General features: G+C 66.6%; 14 protein-coding genes. 6 read left to right on the plus strand and 8 right to left on the minus strand.

The genetic code is table 11. The features are described 5' to 3' along the window. Nucleotides 1–30: 30 nt before the first annotated feature. On the minus strand, nt 31–1,245 hold the full coding sequence (locus QOL82_RS15050) for an SEL1-like repeat protein (protein ID WP_283443107.1): 1,215 nt from the start codon (nt 1,243–1,245) through the stop codon (nt 31–33). Then, nucleotides 1,242–3,842 carry a hypothetical protein gene (locus QOL82_RS15055; protein ID WP_283443108.1) on the minus strand — a complete coding sequence of 867 codons (2,601 nt, stop codon included), beginning with the start codon at nt 3,840–3,842 and terminating at the stop codon, nt 1,242–1,244. The genes QOL82_RS15050 and QOL82_RS15055 overlap by 4 nt, the downstream gene beginning before the upstream one ends. A 215-nt stretch (nt 3,843–4,057) precedes the next feature. Here QOL82_RS15055 and QOL82_RS15060 point away from each other — a divergent pair, with 215 nt between their 5' ends. Both QOL82_RS15060 and QOL82_RS15065 read left to right on the plus strand, forming a co-directional pair. Beyond that, a complete protein-coding gene (locus QOL82_RS15060; protein WP_283443109.1) occupies nt 4,058–6,589 on the plus strand; it encodes an excinuclease ABC subunit UvrA in 2,532 nt (843 codons plus the stop codon). A 120-nt stretch (nt 6,590–6,709) separates the two neighbouring features. Then, entirely contained in the window at nt 6,710–7,096 is a 387-nt protein-coding gene (locus tag QOL82_RS15065) for a cupin domain-containing protein (RefSeq protein ID WP_283443110.1), read from the plus strand. 32 nt (nt 7,097–7,128) lie between these two features. Here the strand turns inward: QOL82_RS15065 and QOL82_RS15070 are convergent, their stop codons facing one another. Continuing rightward, nucleotides 7,129–9,462 (minus strand): putative bifunctional diguanylate cyclase/phosphodiesterase, encoded by a 2,334-nt coding sequence (locus tag QOL82_RS15070; protein ID WP_283443111.1) that lies wholly within the window; start codon nt 9,460–9,462, stop codon nt 7,129–7,131. 158 nt (nt 9,463–9,620) lie between these two features. On the opposite strand from QOL82_RS15070, the gene QOL82_RS15075 reads away from it, so the two are divergent. Then, nucleotides 9,621–10,256 carry a glutathione S-transferase family protein gene (locus QOL82_RS15075; protein WP_283443112.1) on the plus strand — a complete coding sequence of 212 codons (636 nt, stop codon included), beginning with the start codon at nt 9,621–9,623 and terminating at the stop codon, nt 10,254–10,256. Between the two features lie 174 nt (nt 10,257–10,430). On the opposite strand, the gene QOL82_RS15080 is transcribed toward QOL82_RS15075, so the two are convergent. Then, the gene (locus QOL82_RS15080; RefSeq protein WP_283443113.1) at nt 10,431–10,856 is read right to left on the minus strand and encodes an OsmC family protein; all 426 of its coding nucleotides are present in this window, start codon (nt 10,854–10,856) and stop codon (nt 10,431–10,433) included. Nucleotides 10,857–11,011: 155 nt separating this feature from the next. Between QOL82_RS15080 and map the strand changes: the two genes are divergently transcribed. After that, a complete protein-coding gene (gene map / locus QOL82_RS15085) occupies nt 11,012–11,776 on the plus strand; it encodes a type I methionyl aminopeptidase (protein ID WP_283443114.1) in 765 nt (254 codons plus the stop codon). A gap of 10 nt (nt 11,777–11,786) precedes the next feature. Here map and QOL82_RS15090 read toward each other — a convergent pair whose 3' ends face one another. The 4 genes from QOL82_RS15090 to QOL82_RS15105 form a co-directional block, all read right to left on the minus strand. Beyond that, the gene (locus QOL82_RS15090; protein WP_283443115.1) at nt 11,787–12,272 is read right to left on the minus strand and encodes a DUF6644 family protein; all 486 of its coding nucleotides are present in this window, start codon (nt 12,270–12,272) and stop codon (nt 11,787–11,789) included. Beyond that, nucleotides 12,269–12,607, minus strand: coding sequence for a DUF6152 family protein (locus QOL82_RS15095; RefSeq protein ID WP_283443116.1), 339 nt, complete (start codon nt 12,605–12,607; stop codon nt 12,269–12,271). The genes QOL82_RS15090 and QOL82_RS15095 overlap by 4 nt, the downstream gene beginning before the upstream one ends. Further along, nucleotides 12,604–13,029 carry a cupin domain-containing protein gene (locus QOL82_RS15100; protein WP_283443117.1) on the minus strand — a complete coding sequence of 142 codons (426 nt, stop codon included), beginning with the start codon at nt 13,027–13,029 and terminating at the stop codon, nt 12,604–12,606. The genes QOL82_RS15095 and QOL82_RS15100 overlap by 4 nt, the downstream gene beginning before the upstream one ends. Before the next feature lie 99 nt (nt 13,030–13,128). Further along, a complete protein-coding gene (locus tag QOL82_RS15105; RefSeq protein ID WP_283443118.1) occupies nt 13,129–14,190 on the minus strand; it encodes an NAD(P)H-dependent flavin oxidoreductase in 1,062 nt (353 codons plus the stop codon). 79 nt (nt 14,191–14,269) lie between these two features. On the opposite strand from QOL82_RS15105, the gene QOL82_RS15110 reads away from it, so the two are divergent. Together QOL82_RS15110 and QOL82_RS15115 are read left to right on the plus strand one after the other, a co-directional pair. Next, nucleotides 14,270–14,947, plus strand: coding sequence for a glutathione S-transferase family protein (locus QOL82_RS15110; protein ID WP_283443119.1), 678 nt, complete (start codon nt 14,270–14,272; stop codon nt 14,945–14,947). A gap of 196 nt (nt 14,948–15,143) precedes the next feature. After that, a complete protein-coding gene (locus tag QOL82_RS15115; protein ID WP_283443120.1) occupies nt 15,144–16,238 on the plus strand; it encodes a DNA topoisomerase IB in 1,095 nt (364 codons plus the stop codon). Nucleotides 16,239–16,248: the final 10 nt, after the last annotated feature.

The raw sequence follows: 16,248 nt of genomic DNA on the forward strand, positions 1-16,248 counted from the left end.
GTTATGGAGGATTGACGCAAAGTGCCATGTTCACAAGACCTCGCCGCCGCCAGTGGCTGGTAGCACAGCGAGCAACTTCTTCAATAACTCCTGGGCATCGGCATGACCTTGTCCGGCTGCCCTGCGTAGCCAGCGAATCGATTCCTGCGGATCTTTTGCAGCACCCACACCTTGGAAATAACAGAGTGCCAGGTAGTACTGGGCACCACGATGGCCTTGGTCGGCCGCCTGCCGATACCAGTAGACCGCCGCCGTGTCGCTCTTGGTCGCGTCTTCGGCATACTGATAATAGACACCGAAGTTGTATTGGGCTTCGGCATGGCCATGCAGGGCCGCCTTCTGATACCAGAGGATCGCCTCCTTTGGGTTCTTCGTCACGCCAATACCTTGTTGATAACAGCAGCCGAGGCTGTGTTCGGCAATGGCAAAGCCCTGGTCGGCCGCCTTTCGATACCAATGGACTGCCTCCTTCTCGTCCCTCTCCACGCCTGTCCCTTGGTGATAACAGTTGCCGAGGTTGGTTTCGGCAGCAGCAAGGCCCTGGTCGGCCGCCTTTTGATACCAGCGGACGGCCTCCTTCTCATCCCTTGCTACGCCTATGCCTTGTTCGAAACAGCGACCCAGGTTGAACTGGGCGTCGCCATCACCCCGATCGGCCGACCGTCGATACCAGCGGACCGCTTCCTGCTCGTCTTTCAACACGCCGCTGCCATGTTGATAACAGTAGCCAAGGCTGTTTTCGGCGGCAGGATAGCCTTGCTGAGCCGCCTGTTGGAACAAGCGACTTGCTTCCTTCTCGTCTTTCGCCACGCTGATGCCCTGTTCATGACAAATGCCCAAGGCAAACTGGGCGGCAGCAAAGCCCTGCTGGGCCGCCTTTTGATACCAGCGGACTGCCTCCCCTTCGTCCAGCGCTACGCCTATGCCTTTTCCATAACAGTCGCCAAGGCTGTATTCAGCGTCGGCAAGGCCTTGCCGCGCAGCCAGACGATACCAGCGGACCGCCGCCTCTTCATTCGCCGCCACGCCTATGCCATGCTGAAAAGAGTAGCCCCATTTGAATTGATCATGAGCATTGCCTTTCTCGGCTTTCCGCAATTGCGAGGCAATCGCTTGTTCACCCAATTTGATCAATGCGTCGGGCACGACCTGTTGAAGGAATTCGGTAGCGTATCTGTCATTCGCTGCAACCTGTATTGACCTGATCGGATCGAGCTTCGCCAGAATGTCCTGGACGCCCTTCATGATTGGTGGCTTGCGCGCAAAGTGGCTACCCCCAGTGCTTCCTTCACCGCCGCCGTTTGCCGTTCCAGAAAGCATTTGAGCGCTGCGCCGAACGCGGGGCTGTAGAGAAGCACTTCGTCCATCAGCAGTTCCAGGAATTGCGCCGTTTGCGCTGGTGCGACATAGGCTTCATGCGCAATGATCCAGGCCACCACTTTTTCATTGCCGGCTGCTATCGCATGGAACAGTGCATTCCTGCCCGACTCATCGTCCTTGTTCACCAGCTCGGGCTGGCTGCGTGCCAGCTCGCACAGCCGCTTCAAGTCGATGCCCCCCTTGTTTTCAAGCAGCGCAAACCATTGCTGTCCCGGCTTCTGCGGTCGGGCTCTCGTCGTATTCGGAGCGGGCTTGTGCTTTGCCTGCGGCCCTTTCCTGGCTGGCTTGGCGGCGCTCGAAGTGGTGGTCGATGTAGCGGTGCTGCTGGATGTCGTGGTGGTCGCCGTGGTCGATGATGTGGCCGTGCTCATGCCAGTGTCGGACCACGTCGGCCATGACGCATCCACCTCCGGCACGGGTGCGTGGCGCGACTCGTTGCGGGCCACCTTCGCCGGCATTTGCCACTCGCCTTGCGTTGTCCTGTCACGCTCCTGCCGCTGCGCAGGCGCCGGTAGCGTGGAAGCCGTCAGCGGCGATGCCGCCGGCACCTCCACCAGCTTCGTTAGGCCCGGAATCGCCCGCGGAAGATCCACCGGCGGCGCTGCAGGCGCCGGCGCCGGTGCACTCGCCGGCAGCGCAATCGCATCGGGCGGCAACGCAAGCACCGTTTCCTCGGCTACACCCAGCCCCTTGATGGCCTGCGCCAGGTCAGCCGCCGTATAGCCACTCGATGCGCCGGCCGGTCCCCGCAACAACACCGCCAGCGCCGGCTGCGCCGCCCCCAGCGTGATCGCGTCCATCTCGATGAGCACCTGCAGCGCCGGCAGCATCACCTTGCGCGACTTGTCGCCCCAGCGCGCCGCGTCGATGCCGGCGACGCTGCGCATCAGGTCGGCGATCCATTCGCGTTCTGTCCCAAACGGCAGCACCAGGCCCTGGCGCCACAGATAGCACAGACCCGACAGCAAGCCACCGATCGCTTCGACGCCGTGAAACTCGTCCGCATCATGCTTCATGAGCTGGCCATACAAGGTGCGGGCTGCATGGATCAGGTCGGCCTGGCTGAACGGCTTCTTGCCCGTACTCGGCTGCTTGAGCCGCTTGTCACACAGCTTGACGAAGCTCATCAGGTTGGAGATGCCCTGGCTGCTGACGCACCCTTGCGCATACGCCGGGCCATTGATCGCTGCGATCAGCTGCGTGGATGCGTTCTCCAGCGCCTGGCTCATGTCGGGCTGCGCATGAAGGCCCATTTCGAACAGGGTGCGCACGAAGTTGCTGCAGTTCGACAGGGTCTGACTAGTGCCGGCGCACAGTTGCTGCGGTGTCAGGTGCAGCATCAGGTTCAGCAGCCGCGATATCGGCGCGGCCAGGTCGCTGTCATCGGCTTGCAGCACGCGATTGTCGAGCAGTGTCCTGAAGGCGTTGCACAGGTTGATCAGGGACACCGCATCGACCGTACGCTGCGCGCTGCTGCTGCTACTACTGCTACTACTGCTACTGCTACTATTGCTACTGCTACTATTGCTACTGCCAGCTGCACCGGTATCGAGACGTGCCAGCGCAGCCGGTGAACCCAGGCCCATCGCGCATCGCCTCAGGAAGGCCCGGTTGTCTGCGCATTGCGTCAGCAGCAACTGGTCGGTCACGCCCTGCGTCGTATCGGCTTTCAGCGGCACCAGGCTGCGCTTGACCATCAGGTCGATCTGCACCGCGCATTTGGCCAGTTGGTGAACGCTCAGGAAGCCACGTGTATGATCGCTGCCGAGCCAGCTGGCAAACAGTTCCAGCGCCTGGCCATAGCTTGCCTTTATCACCTTGCTGCTTTCGAGCAGCTCGCTCTTCAGACCCCGACTGACCCAGTTCAGTATGTCCAGCACCGTGCCGTTGGCGCCGGCCGATTCGGGCATGCCCAGCACTGACAGCTGCTTGAGCAGGCACTCGGTGACGCTTTGCAGCGCAGGGCAGACCCGGCGCTGCTGGGCCGTATCGAAAAGCACGCCGGCGCTCGGGCTGGCGCATACCGAGAGGCCCAGGCAGAGGCTGCGGATATCGGACGCGTCGAGGCTGTCGCACAACTCGGGCTGCTCGGCGAGCGCGCGGTTGAACGCCCGCAGGAATGTCACCAGCGCATCGCTCAGGCGCAACACGGGCACACTCTTCGGGGCATGCCTCAGTGCGCGCTCGATGCAGGCAGCGTAGTCCTTGAGCGCTGCGAACGGGCGCACAATATCGGCCAGGTTGGCGCTGTCGGGCGCCTTGAGCTGCTTGAGTTGATAGCTCAGTGCGTCCAGCGCGGCGGCATCGAACTTGCCCGGTGCGGTTGCGAAGTCGTCGTTGTCTGCGAAGCTGCTGGTCGGCCGTTCCGGCCGCGACTGGACGCTGGGAGCGAGGACGCCTGCGGGCGGCGCCGGCTGGCCATGCGGCGCGCCGACGGACAGTGCTGCAAAGGAAGTGTTCATGGAACTGCCTGTGTCGGGGCGCATGGTGTGCTTGTCCTGGGGTGGTTGGGAATAGGTAAAACGGCCAGCTTCGTAACCGCCGGCATGCCTATGCTCACCGCTCGCATGCGATTGCTGGCGCGCAAACGCAGTCGCCGATCCAATGTGAACCAGGGCACCGACAAACGCCCTTTCTACCCCCTACTCTAGTAGATTGATCCCAGCCAGGCCACCCCATGCCGTCCCCAAAAAAGCCCTTGCCTTTCACCCCGTCCGGCTATGTCCGGGTCCGCGGCGCCCGCGAACACAACCTGAAGAATGTCGACGTCGATATTCCGCGGGATGCGCTGGTGGTCTTCACCGGCGTCTCCGGCTCGGGCAAGTCCTCGCTGGCGTTCGGCACGCTGTATGCGGAAGCGCAGCGGCGCTACCTGGAATCGGTGTCGCCCTATGCGCGGCGGCTGTTCCACCAGATGGCGGTGCCCGAGGTCGACGACATCGACGGCCTGCCGCCGGCGGTGGCGCTGCAGCAGCAGCGCGGCACGCCGACCACCCGTTCGTCGGTCGGCAGCGTGACCACGCTGTCGAACCTGATGCGCATGCTGTACTCCCGCGCCGGCGACTACCCGGAAGGGCAGCCGCTGCTGTACGCGGAATCATTCTCGCCGAACACGCCGGAAGGCGCCTGCCCCGAGTGCCACGGCCTGGGCCGCGTGGTCGAAGCGACCGAGCGCTCGATGGTGCCGGACGACAGCCTGACCATACGCGAGCGGGCCGTGGCCGCATGGCCGACCGCGTGGCACGGGCAGAACCTGCGCGAGATCCTGATGACGCTGGGTTACGACGTCGACAAGCCCTGGCGCGACCTGCCCAAGAAGGACCGCGACTGGATCCTCTATACCGATGAGCAGCCGAGCGTGCCCGTGTACTCCGGCTTCAGCGCGGACGAGGTGCAGGACGCGTTGAAACGCAAGGCCGTGCCGAGCTACCAGGGCACGTTCACCAGCGCCCGCAAGTACGTGCTGCAGACCTTCGCCACCACCCAGAGCCCGCTGATGAAGAAGCGCGTCGCGCGCTACCTGGTCGGCAGCGACTGCCCGCTATGCGAAGGCCGTCGGCTGCGCCGCGAATCGCTGTCGGTGACCTTCGCCGGCCATGACATCGCGTCGATCTCGCGGCTGCCGCTGAAGCAGCTGGCGGCCCTGCTCAAGCCCTATGTCGAACAGACCGCGAAAGGCAATGCAAAGCATGACCGCGCGCACCCGGAACAGGTGATCGTGCGCCAGCGCATTGCCGCCGACCTCGCCGCGCGGCTGTCGGTGCTGCTGGACCTGGGCCTGGGTTACCTGACGCTGGAGCGCAGCACGCCGACGCTGTCGCCGGGCGAGCTGCAGCGGCTGCGCCTGGCCACCCAGGTGCGTTCCAACCTGTTCGGCGTGGTCTACGTGCTCGACGAGCCGTCGGCCGGCCTGCACCCAGCGGACACCGAGGCGCTGCTGACCGCGCTGGCGCGGCTGAAGGCCTCGGGCAATTCGCTGTTCGTGGTCGAGCATGAGCTGGACGTGATACGCCAGGCCGACTGGATCGTCGACGTCGGCCCGGCAGCCGGCGAACAGGGCGGCATGGTGCTCTACAGCGGCCCGCCGGACGGCCTGGCGAAAGTCGAGGCGTCGCAGACCCGGCGCTACCTGTTCGATGAAGCGCCGCCGCCGGCCCGCACGCCGCGCGCGCCGTCCGGCTGGCTGAAGCTCGAAGGCGTGACCCGCAACAACCTCGACCGGCTCGACGCCGCCTTCCCGCTGGGCGTGCTGACCAGCGTGACCGGCGTCTCCGGCTCGGGCAAGTCCAGCCTGGTCAGCCAGGCGCTGGTGGAACTGGCGGCGGAGTCGCTGGGCCACGCGGCCGCGCCGGAGGAAGAGGAAGCCGATGCGCTGGCGCCGACCGACACCGCGCCGACCGGCGGGCGCATCGTCGCCGGCATGGACAAGGTCAGGCGCATGGTGCGGGTCGACCAGAAGCCGATCGGCCGCACGCCGCGCTCCAACCTGGCGACCTACACCGGCCTGTTCGACCATGTGCGCAAGCTGTTCGCCGCCAGCCCGGACGCGCGCCGGCGGCGCTTCGACGCCGGCCATTTCTCGTTCAACGTCGCCAAGGGCCGCTGCCCGACCTGCGAGGGCGAAGGCCAGGTGATGGTGGAGCTGCTGTTCCTGCCCAGCGTCTACACGCCCTGTCCGGCCTGCGAGGGCGCGCGCTACAACGAGCGGGTGCTGGCCGTGCGCTACCGCGAGCGCAACATCGCCGACGTGCTGCGCATGACGGTGGATGCGGCCTTCGACTTCTTCGCCGACGACGAGCCGCTGCGGCGGCCGCTGGGCGTGCTGCGCGAGGTGGGCCTCGGCTACCTGCGCCTGGGGCAGGCAGCCACCGAGCTGTCCGGCGGCGAGGCGCAGCGCATCAAGCTCGCCACCGAGCTGCAGCGGCCGCAGCGCGGCGACACGCTGTACATCCTCGACGAACCCAGCACCGGCCTGCACCCGTCCGACATCGACCGCCTGGTCGCGCAACTGGATGCGCTGGTGGATGCAGGCAATACCGTGATCGTGGTCGAGCATGACATGCGCATCGTCGCCGCCAGCGACTGGGTGGTGGACATCGGCCCCGGCGCGGGCGACGAGGGAGGCCGCGTGGTCGCCAGCGCGCCGCCGGCCGAGGTGGCGCGGGCAAAGGGCAGCCGGACCGCGCCTTATCTGGCCAAGGCCCTCTGAATGGCCGCTGCGCCCGCATCCCGCCGGCGGCCTCCTGCAGGGGCTGGCGGCGTCTTATAGAATGCATCGTTCATGGGCAGCCGCGGCGCTGCCGCCATCATCTTTATCACCGGAGGAAACATGTCAGGCTACAGCATCAACATCGAGGAACGCACGCTTGCCGGAAACAACTTCCGCGAGGTGCTTTACACCACCAAGCGCAGCCAGCTGGTCATCATGACGCTGCAGCCCGGCGAGGAAATCGGCATGGAGCACCATGAAGGCCATGACCAGTTCATCCGGGTCGAGGAAGGCACAGGGGTGGCGATTCTCGATGGCGAGAAGCATGCGCTGGAAGACGGCGTCGCGGTGGTGATCCCGGCCGGCACCGAGCACAACGTGATCAACACCTCGACTTCCGCGCCGATGCGCCTCTATACGCTGTACACGCCGCCGGAGCACCCGGACGGCATAGTCCACAAGGACAAGGCCGAGGCCGACGAGTACGAGAAGCAGCACGGTCACTGAGCCGCCGCCGCCCTCCCGCTTCCTTCCTTCCCTCAAGCCCGCCGCTGGCCGGCGCCGATGCGCGCCGGCAGCGCCGCGGGAACCGTCCGCAGCAGCTGATCCAGCGCATCGGCCTGCATCGGCGGGCTCACCATGTAACCCTGCACCGTGTCGCAGCCGCAGCTGGCAAGGTAGATCAGCTGCTCCGGCCGTTCGACGCCTTCGGCCACCACCGTCAGCCCGAGGCTGTGCGCCAGCGAGATGATGGCGGCGACGATAGCCGCGTCGCTGGCGTCGCTGACAATGTCGCGGATGAATGAACGGTCGATTTTCAGCACGTCGACCGGGAAGCGCTTCAGGTAGGCCAGGCTGGAATAGCCTGTCCCGAAATCGTCGACCGACACATGCACGCCCAGCCCCTTGAGCGCGGCCAGCGTCGTCACCGCCTGTTCGACGTCGGCCATCATCAGGCTCTCGGTGATCTCGATCTCCAGCAGCGACGGCTCCAGGCCGGAGCGCTGCAGCGCGGCGGATATGGTGGCGACCAGCCCTTTTTGCGCAAACTGCCGGGCCGACAGGTTGACCGCCATCCGCAGCCGGGAGGAGCCGCTGCGCTGCCAGGCCACCGCCTGCGCGCAGGCGGTCTCCAGCACCCAGTCGCCCAGCGGCACGATCAGGCCGGTCTCCTCGGCGATGCCGATGAAGTCGACCGGCTGCGTCAGGCCGGGCCGCGCCTGCTGCCAGCGCAGCAGCGCCTCGACGCCGACGATGCGGCCGGTCGCCAGGTCCATCTGCGGCTGGTAATGCAGCACGAACTCCCTGGCCTCCAGCGCGCTCCTGAGTTCGCTTTCCAGGCGCAGCCGGCGCATTGCCAGCGCATTCATCTCGGCCTTGTAGAAGTGCGCGTTGTTGCGGCCGGCTTCCTTGGCCCGGTACATCGCGACGTCGGCACGCTCGACCAGCAGCTCGGCGGTGCCGGCGTCGCCCGGGTAGACGGCGATGCCGGCGCTGCAGCTGATCGTGATCGCGTTGCCGCCGGCGGCGAACGGCGCGCGCACCGCGTCCAGCATCTGCTGCATCAGTCCCAGCGACAGGCTGCCCGCCGGCCAGTCCGACAGCACCAGCACGAACTCGTCGCCGCCCAGCCGGGCGATGGTGTCGGACGGCCTGAGATGGCTTTGCATGCGCTGCGCCACCCCTTGCAGCAGCAGGTCGCCTGATTTGTGGCCCAGGCTGTCGTTGATGCGCTTGAAGCGGTCGAGGTCGACGAACACCACCCACAGCGCATGGCCGTCGCGGTCGGCCTGCGCGATCGCATGTTCGAGCCGGTCGAGCAGCAGCAGGCGGTTGGGCAGGCCGGTCAGCGCGTCATGGTGGGCCTGGAAATGAATGCGCTCCTCGGCCTGCTTGTGCTCCGTGATGTCGCGCCCGGTGCCGTAATAGCCGAGGAACATCCCGTCCGGATCGAACAGCGGCTCGCCGGAGAGGCTGAGCCAGCGCAGCGTGCCGCTGTCGTCATTCGACTGGCATTCGAGATTGACGAATGGCAGGTGCGCGGCGCTGGCCTCGGCATAGGCTTCCCAGCTGGTGCGCGGCGGCGCCTGGGCAACCTGGGGCAATGTCCTGCCGATCAGCCGCGCCGGCCCGATGCCGGCCTTGGCCTCGAGGCCGGGCGACAGCGTGGTGAAGCGCAGCATGCTGTCCTGTTCCCAGTACCAGTCGGAGGACAGCGCGGTCAGCCGCCGGAAGCGCTCCTCGCTGTCGCGCAGCCTTTGCATCGCGGCGCGCCGCCCCGCCATGATCTGGCCGCCGACGATGGTGAAGAGCGGCAGCACGGTCGCCAGCGTCAGCCAGCGCGCCGCGTCGACCAGCAGCCCGTCGCCGGCCGGCCTGCCATGCCAGTGAAGAAAGATCACCACGCCGTAGCCGAGCAGCATCAGGCCGGCATGCTGCAGCAGCGTGCGCGTGGTGTAGCGGAACACGCCGAACAGCAGCACCAGCCCGAAAAAACTGACGAAGGTGTCGCGCGCAATGTCGGACCCGGCCATCACGTACAGCACGCACAGCACCGCCACCATCGTCATCGGCACCGTCAGGCTCGGGTCCGTCGCCCTGAGGTTCAGGCGCCAGCGGAACACCAGCGCGAACGCCAGCACGCTGCCGAGGATCAGCGCCGCGCCGCTGGCCGCGACCGCGCCCGGCATCAGTCCCAGCAGGTACAGCGCCGCCATCAGCGCGCACAGCGCGACCGAGCAGATGGCGGCCATCACGAAGCGCATCCGGCGCAGGACGGTGCGATGCAGGTGCGATGCGTCGGCCGGGGCGGCATCGGCTGTGCCGCGGGCCACGGGCAAGGCTGGTCGGTCTGGCTCCTGGGTTTTCGGCATGGCGGTCTGGTTCGTTCCGGTTCATGCGCATCATAACCCCGGCATGTCGGCCCCGCCGCCAATCACCGGGCGATACCGTGCGGAACATTGCGGCGCCTGCGGCGTCGGAACAGGAGTCCGGCCTCGGGCCGCCTACCCACGCACGTCAAGGAGAGCAGATGATTACGCTTTACACATGGACCACGCCCAACGGCCGCAAGGTGCCCATCATGCTGGAAGAACTGGGCTGGCCGTACGAGGTGCGGCCGGTCAACCTCGGCAAGAACGAGCAGTTCGCGCCCGACTTCCTGAAGATTTCACCCAATAACAAGATCCCGGCCATCGTCGACCATGATGTGGACGGCGGCCCGCTGTCGATCTTCGAAAGCGGCGCAATCCTGACTTACCTTGCCGAGAAAAGCGGCCGCTTCCTGGCGCCGTCCGGCCCCGAGCGCTTCCGCGCGATGGAGTGGCTGCACTGGCAGATCGGCAGTCTCGGCCCGATGCTGGGCCAGCTCGGTTATTTCGCCAAGCGGGCCGAGGAAAAGACGCCGGCCGCGATCGCGCGTTTCACCGAGGAAGGCGAGCGGCTGCTGGGCGTCGTGGAACGGCAGCTGGCGCAGTCGCCCTATCTGGCCGGCAATGCCTATTCGATCGCGGACATCGCCGCCTATCCGTGGATGCTGGCCGCCACGACCTTCCTGAAGGAGCCGCTGGCGGAAGCGCTGGCGGACAAGCCGGCGACGGAACGGTGGCTGCAGGAAGTGGGCGAGCGCCCGGCGGTGAAGAAAGGCATGCAGGTGCCGCAGGTCTGAGCGGCACGCCGCCGCGCGGTGATGCATGGCGTAGCTTGGCGTTTCCGCCATTCACCCTTCCGTCATGTCGCCGCGCATGAAAAAACCCTGCGCGCCGGTCTGGCGGGCAGGGTTTCCGCACGGCCGCGCATCGCCGATGCCGGGCGGTGCGGGCCGGAAGTTGCTGACGGGAACCTAGCTTTCGAGCTTCGCATCCATCGTGATGTTGGCTTTCAGCAGCTTGGAAACCGGGCAGCCGGCCTTGGCCTTGTTGGCGATTTCCATGAATTTCGCCTGGTCCGCGCCTGGAATGCGCGCCACCACGGTCAGGTGGCTGGCGGTGATCTCGAAACCGTCGCCGACCTTGTCCAGCGTGACCGCCGCCTTGGTGTCGATCTGTTCCGGCGTCAGGCCGGCCTCGCCCAGCATCAGCGAGAGCGCCATCGAGAAACAGCCGGCATGCGCCGCGCCGATCAGTTCCTCGGGATTGGTGCCCGGGCCGTTTTCGAAACGCGACTTGAAGCCGTACGGGGCTTCCTTCAGCACGCCCGTCTCGGTGGAGATCGTGCCGCCGCCATCCTTGATGCCGCCACGCCATACTGCCGATGCATTCTTGATCATGTTTTCTCCTGTCATTGTCTGCTGGAATAAAGTCCGCCCTGGGGCGGCGCCGACAGTAAGACAGCCGCAATCCAAAAAGATTGCATGAATGGCCACGCTGCAGCCGATGCGCGGGGCTGATATAGTCTCGGGCTCAATTTATCGCGCAGGCAGCCATGACCATCAAGCTGAAAAATGACAAGCAGATCGCGCAGATGCGCGTCGCCGGCCAACTCGCCGCCGAGGTGCTGGCCATGATCCGCGAATACGTGGTGCCGGGCGTGACGACCGAGGAACTGGACCGTCGCTGCCACGACTACATCCGCCGCGTGCAGAAAGCCACGCCGGCCAACGTCGGCTACCACGGCTTCCCGAAAACCCTGTGCACCTCGGTCAACGGCGTGGTCTGCCACGGCATACCGAACGACCGGGAAGTGCTGAAGGACGGCGACATCGTCAATATCGACGTGACAGTCATCAAGGATGGCTGGCACGGCGACACCAGCCGCATGTACCACGTCGGCCAGCCGGGCGACGCGCAGAAGCGGCTGGTCGACACCACCCATGCCGCCATGATGGCCGGCATTGGCGCGGTGCGCCCGGGCGCCCGCCTCGGCGACGTCGGCCATGCGATCCAGGCGCTGGCAGAGGCGGCCGGCTACACCGTGGTGCGCGAGTATTGCGGCCACGGCATAGGCCGCGTCTACCACGAGGAACCGCAGGTGCTGCATTACGGCCGCCCCGACACCGGACTGCTGCTGAAGAAGGGCATGACCTTCACGGTCGAGCCGATGATCAATGCCGGCGGCGCGGCGGTGCGCCAGATGAACGACGGCTGGACCGTGGTCACGGCGGACGGCTCGCTGTCGGCGCAGTGGGAACACATGATCGCGGTCACCGACGACGGCGCGGAAATCCTGACGCCATGGCCCGACGCATGATCTGCACGCCTCAGGTGTAGGCCAGCAGCCTTCCGCAGGCGATCACGCTGAGCCACAGCAGCATCGACAGCGCCGCATGCGCCCGCGCCGACGCCGGCGCGGCCTGCCCGCTGTCCCATTTCGCCACGCCCCGCCATACCCCCGTATGAAAGATGGCCGCGTTCAGCCCGGCGGTCATGATCAGCGTCATCTTCAGCAGGAACACCCGGTTGCCGATGAAATCCTGCGGATGCGCGGAAAACATCAGCAGGCCGGCCGGCACCACCAGCAGCAGGCTGGCCATGGACCAGCGCAGCAGGTGGCGCGACATCAGCGTCAGCGGGAGCTGCCGGTTCAGGCCCAGCAGGCGCAGGTCGAACATCAGCACCGAACCCACCAGCAGCACGAAGCCGAAGATGTGGACGATCTCGACGATCGGATACAGCCAGCGCGCGCTGCGCATCAGGTGGCCCAGCGCGCCGCCGTCCAGCGCCAGCGGCGCGGCCAGCGGGTTCAACGCAGTTCCGTGGTCTTGCCGCCAATGGTGATGCGCTCGGCGCGCAGCTCGTCGGGCTTGCTGCGGCTCGGATAGCCGTTGACGATGGCGTCGGCGCCGGCGGCCAGCGACGCCTGCTCCAGCCCGCGGCTGGCCATGCGGCCGGGCGGCGCCAGCACCACGGTCCAGGTCTTGCCGCCGGCTTCGAGGCGCAGCGTGCCATGCGGATTGTCATAGCCGGCCGAGCGTATGACGCCCTTGAGTTCAAGCGGCTTGCTGTCGTCGTATTCGCTCCAGCCATGGTGGGCCAGCGCAAGCGGGGCTACCAGCAGCAGCGCGGCGGCAAGGTTTCTCATGTCGGTATTCCTTTCTGTGTATGCCCCGGTTCGTAGGGCAGGACTTTCTCGCGTTCATTGGGATCGTTGCGCGCGACGACGGCGCGCGCCGCCTCGGTCTGGCTCAGGTTGCGCGCCTCATGCGGCACGCCGGGCGGTATGAACAGGAAGTCGCCCGCCGCGCTCACCACCACCTGCTCGAGCTGCGGGCCGTAGCGGGTTTCGACCTGTCCCTGCAAGACGTAGATGCCGGTCTCGTAGCCCTGGTGCACATGCGGCCGCGCAGCGCCGCCCGGTGGGATCACCACCAGGTGCATCGCCAGCCCGCGCGCGCCGGCGGTGTCGGCGGAGATGCCGGTGAAATAAGGCAGTCCCTGCGTCGTTGCGATTTCCGGGCCGGGACGCAGGGCGGTCACTTGCTGCAGGGGATGGCTGTTTTCCATGGCGGTCCTCCGGGTTCGGGAACGCAGACAAGTCTAGCCGATTGCGGGCGGCCGCGTTGCAGGCCACGGCATCAGGCATCAGGCATCAGGCGTCCGGCATCAGCCCAGGTCGGCCTGCCCCAGCCCTTCCCGCAACTCCTCCATCAGCTGCGCCACGCTCCAGTTGCGCGCCAGAGGCGCCGCCTGCCCGGCCCACAGCGACAGAAACTCGGCGCGGCCCTGGCGGCTGGCCGCCTGCCGCATGTCGCGGGTCAGCGCATTGGTCACCGGGTAGGCCGGCGCGCTGGCTTCGAACGCCTGCATCTCGTCCATGTAGCGGTTGCGCACGCCGCGCGCCTGCCGCCCCGAAAATACCCGGGTCAGGCCGGTCACGCGGCTGCCCGGCCCGGTCAGCGCCAGCTTGTAGGCGTCCGACACCGACGACTCGATGGTGCTCAGGAAAGCGGTGCCGACCGCCACCGCGGATGCGCCCAGCGCCCGCGCCGCGCGCACGCCGCGGCGGTCGGCGATGCCGCCGGCCGCGACCACCGGCAGGCGCACCGCGTCGGCCACCTGCGGCACCAGCGCCATCGTGCCGATCATCGCGTTCTCGAATGCGTCGCTGAGGAAGGTGCCGCGATGGCCGCCGGCCTCGGCGCCCTGCGCGACGATCGCGTCGACCCCGCGCCGCTCCAGCTCGACCGCTTCATCGACCGTGGTCGCGGTGCCCATCACCCAGGTGCCGGCGGCCTTCAGCGCGTCCAGGTGCGGCGCCGACGGCACGCCGAACGTGAAGCTGAACACCGGCACCCCGGCCGACAGCACCGCTTCCATCTGATCGTGGTAATTCTCTTCCAGGCTGGCCGGCAGCGTCGGCGCGGCGATCCCCAGTTCGGCGTGATAACGCGCCAGCGCCGCGGTCATTGCCTCGACGCCGGTGCGGTCGCGCTCGCCCGGCGCCATCACGAACAGGTTGACGCCGAAGGGCCGGCTGGTGAGCGCGCGGATCTCGGCAATGGTGGCGAGCAGCTTCTCGGGCGACATGTAGCCCGCGCCCAGCACGCCCAGGCCGCCGGCATTGCTGACCGCCGCCACCAGCGGCGCCTTCGCCGCCTCGCCGGCCATCGGCGCGAGCAGGATCGGGTAATCGATATGCAATCGTTGCGCTAGCGTATCGGACATGTCTGGTCTCCATGGTCAAGGGAATGGTCAGGCAACGGCGCGGGCGCAGGCGCCGCGCATTGCACGTATACTTGCCGACATGATAACCGTACACCACCTCGAAACTTCCCGCTCGCAGCGCGTGCTCTGGCTGCTCGAAGAGCTCGGCCTGCCCTACGAGATCGTCCGCTACAAGCGCGACCCCAAGACCCGGCTGGCGCCGCCGGAACTCAAGGCCATCCATCCGCTGGGCAAGTCGCCGGTGATCACCGACGGCGGCATCACGGTCGCCGAATCGGGCGCCATCCTCGAATACCTGGCCGAAACCTATGGCGAGCAGGCCGGCGTCGCGCTGATGCCGCGGCCCGGCACGCCGGAGCACAGGCAATGCCGCTTCTGGATGCATTACGCCGAGGGCTCGCTGATGCCCTGGCTGGTGATGAAGCTGGTGTTCAAGGCGATCCCGACGCAGCCCATGCCCTTCTTCGTACGCCCGGTCGCGCGCGGCATCAGCGGCCAGGTCCAGGCCAAACTGCTCGACCCCAATCTCGCCACCGCGCTCGAATTCATGGACAAGCACCTCGCCAGCCATGCATGGTTTTCCGGCGACCAGCTGAGCCTGGCCGACTTCCAGATGAGCTTCGCGGTGGAAGCGGCAATGTCGCGCGCGGCGAATGCGGCATCGTATCCGCACCTGAAAGCCTACCGCGACCGGATGGTGGCGCTGCCGGCCTACCGCAGGGCGGTGGAAAAGGGCGGGCCGGTGGTAATGGGTTGAAAACAGGTATCAGCAACGGGCTCCGAGCAGCCCGCGCCTGTGTTCCCCGGTGTTTGCCTTTGAATTAATCGTGGGACTTTTACAGTCTTGCTGCACCGCGGGATTGCTCAGAATCCATGCCAGCCCATGTTGGCCGCAATGAATGGAAATCGTCTGTGCTAAACAGGAAGCTATCCTTTTCCAGCCGCCATCCATCATGCCCGCCAAGCCCGCCGCCACTCTTCGCCTTCCCACCGCCTCGGATGACGCGCCTGCCGTCGCCAGGAAGATCGGCCTGCGCTACGTCGACGACGGCAAGCCCGGCATCAGCCGCAGGAAAACCGCCGCCGGCTTCCGCTACATCGGGCCGGACGGCAAGCCGGTGCGGGACGAGGACGAACTCAAGCGCATCCGCGCGCTGGTGATTCCGCCGGCCTGGACCGATGTCTGGATCTGCCCGCTCGCCAACGGCCATATCCAGGCAACCGGCCGCGACGCCAGGAAGCGCAAGCAGTACCGCTACCACGCACAATGGCGCAGCGTGCGCGACGAATCCAAGTACGAGCGCATGCTGAGCTTCGGCAGCGCGCTGCCGCGCATCCGGGCGCAGGTCAATGCGGCGCTGGCCCTGCCCGGCCTGCCGCGCGAAAAAGTGCTGGCGACCGTGGTGGCGCTGCTGCAGGAAACCATGATCCGCATCGGCAACGAAGAGTACGCGCGCACCAACAAGTCCTTCGGCCTGACCACGCTGCGCAACCGCCATGTCGAGGTCAGCGGGCGCGAGATCGAATTCCACTTCCGCGGCAAGAGCGGCGTGATGCACACGATACGGCTGCGCGACCCGAAGCTGGCGCGCATCGTCAAGCGCATCCGCGAGCTGCCTGGACAGGAGCTGTTCCAGTACGTCGATGACGACGGCGAGCGCCGCAGCATCGACTCGGCGGACGTCAACGACTACCTGCGCACGCTGACCGGCGAGGACTACACCGCGAAGGATTTCCGCACCTGGTCCGGCACCCTGCTCGCCGCGCTGGAACTGCAGGCGCTGCGGGCCTGCGCGTCGGAAGCCGAGGCGAAGAAGAACATCGTGCTGGCCATCACCAATGTCGCGCAGCGGCTGGGCAACACGCCGGCCGTCTGCCGCAAGTGCTATGTGCATCCGGCGGTGCTGGACTGCTACCTGCAGGGCGCGATGCACGAGACCTGGGACGCGCTGATGAAATCGGTGAAGGCGGCCGACGATCCGCATGCGCTGAAGGTCGAGGAAATGGCGGTGCTCGCGCTGCTGCAGGCGCGGCGCGAGGCGGCATAGGCCGGGGCTT

The organism is Noviherbaspirillum suwonense, assembly GCF_900182955.1.
Classification (GTDB): Bacteria; Pseudomonadota; Gammaproteobacteria; order Burkholderiales; family Burkholderiaceae_D; genus Noviherbaspirillum_A; species Noviherbaspirillum_A suwonense.